Consider the following 6,632-nt stretch of genomic DNA (forward strand, 5'->3'; position numbering starts at 1 on the left):
CAGAAGTCATTTCCGAAACTCACTTGGACGCGTGCCACCCGAGAGCGGTCCGGAGTTCACGGTTTACCGTGCTCTTGAAGAGGCAATCTAAAGATTGAACTCCGGACAGCGAAACGAGGCTCATCACAGGGAACAGGTTTCGGCAATCTATTCTGGCAAAATGCCTAACACTACCGTTAGTGATGTCGTCTTTTCTAACGATAAGACCGGTTCATTTGGAATCGACACTGCTTAGAAATTGGCTGAGCCAAGTTTGTTCATCCGGCGAAGCTCTGCGGAAAGTTTCTTTGTCCTTGATCCACAAGTTCAAGGTGCCATCGCTCTCTCGCAATTCGGCCAGCCGTGGTCGCGAGCCTCCGGTCTCCTGAATCTTTACCAGGGCACCCTTTGGAAACTTCGTGATCTGCCCGTTCTGAATCTCAACATCCGCGGTTGTCTCAAGCTTGCGGGTGACTCCATCCTTCGTTCGGGTGATTGTCCTGTTGCCGTTAACCGTCCAATCGCTCGAGGAGGAAGAAGTGGAGGAGTTGAAGTTGCTGGAGCCGGAGCAACTGAAATTCTTGCCGCAGCTGGCGAGAACAAGGCAAGCGGCCATGAGAAGCGTGGAGCTTTTGTGTTTCATATGGGTCTTTGTGTTTGGGGTGACCGCAACAGCAACCGAGCGGCCTAACGTCTTGATCGCATCCGCAGCGGGATTGAACTCGATATACCGGCTGGTCACTACTGCCCGTCGTTGGGAGTGTCGAGCACCGTCCATCCATAGGGATACTGTTGAATCCAGTCTTCGGGGTTTATCAGCAATGCCACCTTTACCGGGCGCCCATCGATTTCAACGGTGATCCGCTTGAACACACGGTTCATGAGGTTGGGATCGATCTCCTTGTTTGCTGGGTTATAAAGCGTCGATCCCTGGACTTCGTCGTCAACGTCCGATTCCCACAGGAGCACGCGTCCGTCATCGGGAAATGCGTCGCCGATTTCACAGTCCAAGGGATCTTCGTGGAGAATGGTCATGGCTTGATGATAGCCGGGCAGGTGATTTGTCCAGCGTTTCCCCGTGAAACAGGGGGTGAGGCGGTCGATGTGGTATCAATCCCGGACTCCCGGAAGGAGGTGGATCGTGCCTGTATCCGCATTCTACGAATGGACCTATCCGGAGGGGACATAGGGTTGTCCACCGATTCCACATGGGCGGGACTGCGACACGGGACACCAGAAAAGCTTTTTTCCCGCTGCGGGCGGTTAGTGGATTTCAGACTTTGAATTGCTAGATCGCCTGTCAGCATCCCCATCGGGTCTCCCTCCGTTCGCCTCCCTAAAAATTCAATCTCCCACCAAATACCAAAACAATGAACATCCATCCCCGAATCAAAGTCCTCCTCCTCCTCCTTGGAGGAACGATCACAGCCTTGCAATCCGCCTCGGCTGCCACCCCTTCTGAAAAAAGCCCGGCAGACTCCGGCCAGAATACCGCACCCTCCGCAGCAGAACCGTCCCAGCGCCCCACAAACGTCTCCCTCGCTCCCGCTGGCGACGCCGTCCTGACGCCAAAGTCACTGACCAAAGGCACCGTGTTGAAAACCCAAGTTGCTCTCACCACCGTCACGAACTGGAACAACGGCTTCTCCGATACGGACACCGACCTTAACGACGAAAGCCTTACATGGAAGACTCCAACTTCTTACGGAGATCCAGACGGAGATGAATTTTCATGCGGTTACAAGAAAATCGACAACATCACGGCGCAGATCACTTTCAATCAAACCAAAAACAGCGAGGGGAATTTGGCAAACGAGCATGGAACCGGAAAACTCATTCTCCGTTTCACCAGCTACGATAGCGCCACGGGCATCCTTTATGGCACGGTGGTGACTTCAGAGAGCTACACAGGAGACGGCAAATATGGTCCTGATCCGGCAGATTATGGCACCTTTGTGGACTCCAGCAGCGGTAGCGGGATCTTCTCTCTCAAGATCAAGTAGCCTCCGCAGCAACCCTGCGAATTTTATCAACCGTTCTTTCCCCTAGCGGATTGCAAGACCGCACTCTTTCTCCTATCAACCAAAACCACATCAACCATGAAAAACGCACTCCTCTCCTGCTGTGTCCTGCCTCTCCTCCTCACTTCAGCCGCCCACGCCGGGATCAACGGAATTTACAAAGTCAGCGGCACTGAGACGGACAATGGGAAGAAATACTCTTTCGACGGCACCGTGACCGTCTCCAAATATAAGACTGGCAAATACTCCTTGTTGTTCAACGACGGCGACCCCGCCACGTTCACCTTCACCTTTAGCAAGGTGTTGAAAGATAACAGCCCGTCGCAAACGGTCGCCTGTTCCTCCAGCCAGGGAACCGGAAGCGCAACCTTCAAGAAAGTCAACGGCCTCTACAAAGTGCAGTTCACCTACAAAGCCAAGGGAGCCCCTATCAGCGGATCCGGCTCGGGTTCCAAGTAAATCAAAAGGTGAATAGGGAACAGAACCCAGCCCCTGATAGATTGGCTGGTAGATTACTCCGCTCTCCGTGAACGCGTGGAGATAGCGGACCTCGACCACCACACCCACCGCCGGAACCCCGTGGGTGTGGTGGAATTGTGACGTTGCCAGCGGAGACCAGGACTTCTCCATCAAACAGGAGGAGTGTGACGCCGCGCTTCGTGTTCCTGGCGTGATCGGCTGCTTTTTCCCGACCGGTCGATTGAAAGAAAAATTGAATCCATCCGCCGTCGGTCACGTCTGTTGAGGTGAACGGAAACACAGGAGGAACCCATGAATTTAAAAAGGCATTTGGTGGTGAGATGTTGCGCGGCGCTGGTGATGATCGGCGGAGGAATGCTCGGAACGGGCATTGTGAAGGCGCAGACGGAGGAGAGCGGCGAGGGCATGGAGGTGATGACGCGGGGGCCGGTGCATGAGGCGTTTGCCGAGACGGTGGTGTTTGATCCCCAGGCTGGAATCATCGTGTCCCAACAGCCGCCGGAATTGATCGAGGAGGTGCAGCCGGACCAGCGTCCGGAGGGAAGCAATGTGGCGTGGATTCCGGGATACTGGGGGTGGGATGAGGACCAGAACGACTTTTTGTGGATCAGCGGAGTGTGGCGGAATTTACCGCCCGGCCGCGAATGGGTACCAGGCTACTGGGCCGCGGTGGACACGGGAAACCAATGGACGTCCGGCTATTGGCAGGACGCGCAAACCACGGAGGTTTCCTATCTTCCTGAACCGCCGCGCAGCCTGGAGGCGGGACCGGGCGTCGAGGCTTCCTCGGATGATCAGACATGGATACCGGGGAGCTGGCAATATCGCCAGGACCGCTACGCCTGGCGTGCGGGCTACTGGGTGACCGCCCGTGCGAACTGGTGCTGGACGCCATCCTACTACCGTTGGACGCACCGCGGCTATGTGTATGTGGACGGCTACTGGGACTATCCGGTGGCGAGCCGTGGAATCGTCTTCGCTCCGGTGCGTTTCCGCAGGGACTACTGCGCGCGGCCGGGCTTCTTTTACTCGCCGCTCACGGTGATTTCTCTAGCGGTTTTTTCCAACCATCTGTTCGTGAGGCCGAACTATTGCCACTATTACTTCGGCGACTATTACGCACCGGCCTATCGCAACCGCTATTATGCCTCATACGACTATGGCTGGCACCATCGCGGCGGCTACGAGCCGATTTTCGCCCATTACCGCTGGGAAAACCGCGGCGACCGGAACTGGTTGCGTGACCGCCAGAATGATTTCGCCTATCGCCGGGACAACGTATCCGCCCGCCCGCCCCGGACGTGGGCCGCATTGAACCAGCTTCCGCAGCAGGACCGGGCTCGGGCAGGCTTCGGCGTGGTGGAACGTTACGACCGCGTGACGGGCAGCCACGATGACGGAGGCCGCCGTTTCCAACAGGTGAGTGCCGGCGAGCGCGAGCGATTCTCTTCCCAAACGAAGGCGATCCGCAACTTCGGCCGCGAGCGCCAGCAACGTGAAGCGGGCACGGGCCGGGCGACCGCAGACCAAGGCGGCCGCAGCCAGGCATCCCTCGAGAAGGTGAATCGCTCGCCGGTGGCGGGTCCGCGCGAGGACCGTGCCGAGAAGAACGGCGGACCACCGGCGCGGGTCGAGCGCAGGGCTTCTGATAGAGAAGCCACCGCCGCCAATGAGCGTGGAAATGACAAGGCTTCCAAGGCCGGCCGCAATGCCGCCGGGCCGACAGCGGGAAAAGCTCCGCAGGTGGAAGGGCGCGGCGGCAATGCGACTGCGGGAAACAAAGCCGATCCCGGTCGTGAAACACGGACGAAGCCCGGACAACGGCGCGATGCGGTGGCGTCCGCGGAGCGCAAGCCACAACCGACGGCGAATGGAAACGCCCGCCATGATGGGGAACCTAACATTTCATCCGGCGGCAGGACGGAAATGAGGCGCGGGGTCGAACCTCCAGCGGCTTCCAAGGGCAATGGGGAAACCCGGCGCAACGCCACCCCGGCGGAGCGGACGGACAAGCCGCAGGTGCGCAATGACCGGATGCCGAGCGAAAAGCGCGCGGCAACCCCCAACGTGCCACGCAAGGAGACAGTCGCGCCAAGACGCGAAGCCCCTGCGCAGCGGAAGAATACGCAGCCGGAGGCAAGACCGCAATCGGCGAGACAGGCGGAGCCCGGCCGGAAAGCGAGTGCTCCTCCGACCCGCCAAGCCACCCCATCATCTTCTCCGCAACGGGTGCAACCGAGACAGGAGCCGAAGGCCCAGCCGCAACGTCCACAAACACCTCGCCCGCCGCAGCGAAGTGTGCAACCCGCCCCTCAAAGGCAAGCAGCACCCCAACGTCAAGCGGCACCCCAACGTCAAGCGGCACCCCAACGTCAAGCGGCACCCCAACGTCAGGCGGCACCCCAACGTCAGGCTGCACCCCAACGTCAGGCGGCACCCCAACGTCAGGCGGCACCCCAACGTCAGGCTGCTAGACCAGCGCAACAGCCATCGAAGCCAGCTCCCAAAAAGAAGTCGGAGGATGAGCGAGACAAGGAAAAGCGGAGGCTGTAAGAGGAATGCGAAGGCTTTCTGAGATCGGAAATTCTCGCGCTTGTTGACTGCTAACAAGCTGACGCCTGCCGTTCCGTGAAGAGCGGAATGAAGTTTCGCGCTTGGGGCGTCTGCATTTGAGAATATGAACCGCAGATGAACACAGATGGACGCGGATTGAAGAACCTTCAGGCCTTGAATTCCGTCAATTTTGATCACAATAACGGCAATTCGGTCGTCCCTGTGATCCGTGCTCATCTGCGTCCATCTGCGGTTGAAAAACTCCAAATGCAGATGCCCGGGTTTCGCGCTCCAATTGGATTGCATGGGCGGGGGAATGTTTGATTTTCTCTGGCGTGTTTTGCAGCCCTGATACGATGCGCCAGTGAGTGACTCGGAAACCAACTGGACGATCGTCGGACAAGGTCTCGCGGGGACTTGTCTGGCGTGGGCGCTGTGGGAGCGGGGGGAGGATTTCCTGCTGATGGATCGCGGGGCGGGCGGGAGCTCGCGGGTGGCGGCGGGGATGGTGAATCCGATCACGGGAAAGAATTTCGAGCCGAGCTGGCGGATCGCGGAGTTTCTGCCGGAGGCGCTGGCGTTCTATCAGGCGGTGGAGCGGCGGATCGAACGGCAGTTGTGGCATCCGTTTCCGGTGCTGCGGCTGGCGGGATCCGATAAGGAATGGCGGAAGATCGTTGCGAAGCTGGATGCGCCGGAGGTCGCGCCATGGGTGGTGGGCGAAGTGGAGCCGCCCGCGGGATGGGTCGGTGCGGTGGAGCTGCGCGGCGGCGGACGGCTGGACACGCGGGCGTTCATGGAGGGCTCGCGGGAGTTTTTCGAAGGGCTCGGGCGTTTTCGGCAAGGTGATGTTCCGGCAGGTGAAGGCGGGCCGCATGAAATCCGCTGTGAGGGCGCGGCTGGCCTGATGGCCGGACGCTACGGGCCGCACCGTTGTGCGAAGGGCGAGATTCTAACGGTGCGTGCCGCCGGTTGGGATGAAGGCCACATCCGTATCGGCGCGGGCGGGTGGCTGGTGCCGCAGGGCGGGGGAGTCTTCAAGGTGGGATCGACCTATGAATGGAACGAACTGGACGAGCTGCCGACAGCGAAGGGGCGGTTGCGGGTGGAGGAAATCGCCGGCCGGTTAGGCGGTGAGGCGTTCGAGGTGATCGGCCACAAGGCCGGAGTGCGCCCGATTCTGCGGCGCAGCCAGCCGCTGATCGGACCGATGGAAGGTGGTGGCTGGATGATCAACGCGCTGGGCTCCAAAGGATCGCTCTACGCGCCGGGCATGGCGGCGCGGCTGGCGAGCTGGCTGGTGGAGGGCAGGGAGCCTGAGCCGGAAGTGGACTTCAGGGTGTTTCTCGAACAATCTCGCGGCGATGAGTCTCAATAGGAAATTTGAACCACCGATGAACACAGATGAACGCGGATAAGAGGGATGAAAGGGGCCGTGAAAACTGATTCTCGGCGGGGGATCTCTAGCAGAGGATCTACATTTGGATTTTTTTAACCACAACCGAAGCGTAGCGGAGATGGACGGACTGGAAAATCAAAACTCTCCGTCAAATGAACACAGATAAACACAGATGAGAGGGATAAGAAGTGATCATGAAG

General features: G+C 59.0%; 6 protein-coding genes. 5 read left to right on the forward strand and 1 reads right to left on the reverse strand.

The window, feature by feature from the left end:
- Window positions 1–238 precede the first annotated feature (238 nt).
- Complete coding sequence (locus tag ABIQ96_RS17225) at window positions 239–670, forward strand: hypothetical protein (RefSeq protein WP_348215863.1); 432 nt, start codon at window positions 239–241, stop codon at window positions 668–670.
- A 50-nt stretch (window positions 671–720) separates the two neighbouring features.
- Here the strand turns inward: ABIQ96_RS17225 and ABIQ96_RS17230 are convergent, their stop codons facing one another.
- Entirely contained in the window at window positions 721–1,014 is a 294-nt protein-coding gene (locus ABIQ96_RS17230) for a hypothetical protein (protein ID WP_348215864.1), read from the reverse strand.
- A gap of 335 nt (window positions 1,015–1,349) precedes the next feature.
- On the opposite strand from ABIQ96_RS17230, the gene ABIQ96_RS17235 reads away from it, so the two are divergent.
- The 4 genes from ABIQ96_RS17235 (at window position 1,350) to ABIQ96_RS17250 (ending at window position 6,411) form a co-directional block, all read left to right on the forward strand.
- Complete coding sequence (locus ABIQ96_RS17235) at window positions 1,350–1,982, forward strand: hypothetical protein (RefSeq protein ID WP_348215865.1); 633 nt, start codon at window positions 1,350–1,352, stop codon at window positions 1,980–1,982.
- Window positions 1,983–2,078: 96 nt separating this feature from the next.
- Window positions 2,079–2,459 carry a hypothetical protein gene (locus ABIQ96_RS17240; RefSeq protein WP_348215866.1) on the forward strand — a complete coding sequence of 127 codons (381 nt, stop codon included), beginning with the start codon at window positions 2,079–2,081 and terminating at the stop codon, window positions 2,457–2,459.
- Window positions 2,460–2,771: 312 nt separating this feature from the next.
- Window positions 2,772–5,033 (forward strand): hypothetical protein, encoded by a 2,262-nt coding sequence (locus ABIQ96_RS17245; RefSeq protein ID WP_348215867.1) that lies wholly within the window; start codon window positions 2,772–2,774, stop codon window positions 5,031–5,033.
- A 364-nt stretch (window positions 5,034–5,397) separates the two neighbouring features.
- Complete coding sequence (locus ABIQ96_RS17250) at window positions 5,398–6,411, forward strand: FAD-dependent oxidoreductase (RefSeq protein WP_348215868.1); 1,014 nt, start codon at window positions 5,398–5,400, stop codon at window positions 6,409–6,411.
- The last annotated feature ends 221 nt before the right edge of the window (window positions 6,412–6,632 follow it).

It is taken from the genome of Luteolibacter sp., from assembly GCF_039920825.1.
Taxonomy (GTDB): domain Bacteria; phylum Verrucomicrobiota; class Verrucomicrobiia; order Verrucomicrobiales; family Akkermansiaceae; genus Luteolibacter.

Coding starts and splice junctions, on each gene's coding strand:
- ABIQ96_RS17230 (WP_348215864.1), bottom strand. CDS start 1,014: ATGACCATTCTCCACGAAGATCCCTTGGACTGTGAAATCGGCGACGCA.
- ABIQ96_RS17235 (WP_348215865.1), top strand. CDS start 1,350: ATGAACATCCATCCCCGAATCAAAGTCCTCCTCCTCCTCCTTGGAGGA.
- ABIQ96_RS17240 (WP_348215866.1), top strand. CDS start 2,079: ATGAAAAACGCACTCCTCTCCTGCTGTGTCCTGCCTCTCCTCCTCACT.
- ABIQ96_RS17245 (WP_348215867.1), top strand. CDS start 2,772: ATGAATTTAAAAAGGCATTTGGTGGTGAGATGTTGCGCGGCGCTGGTG.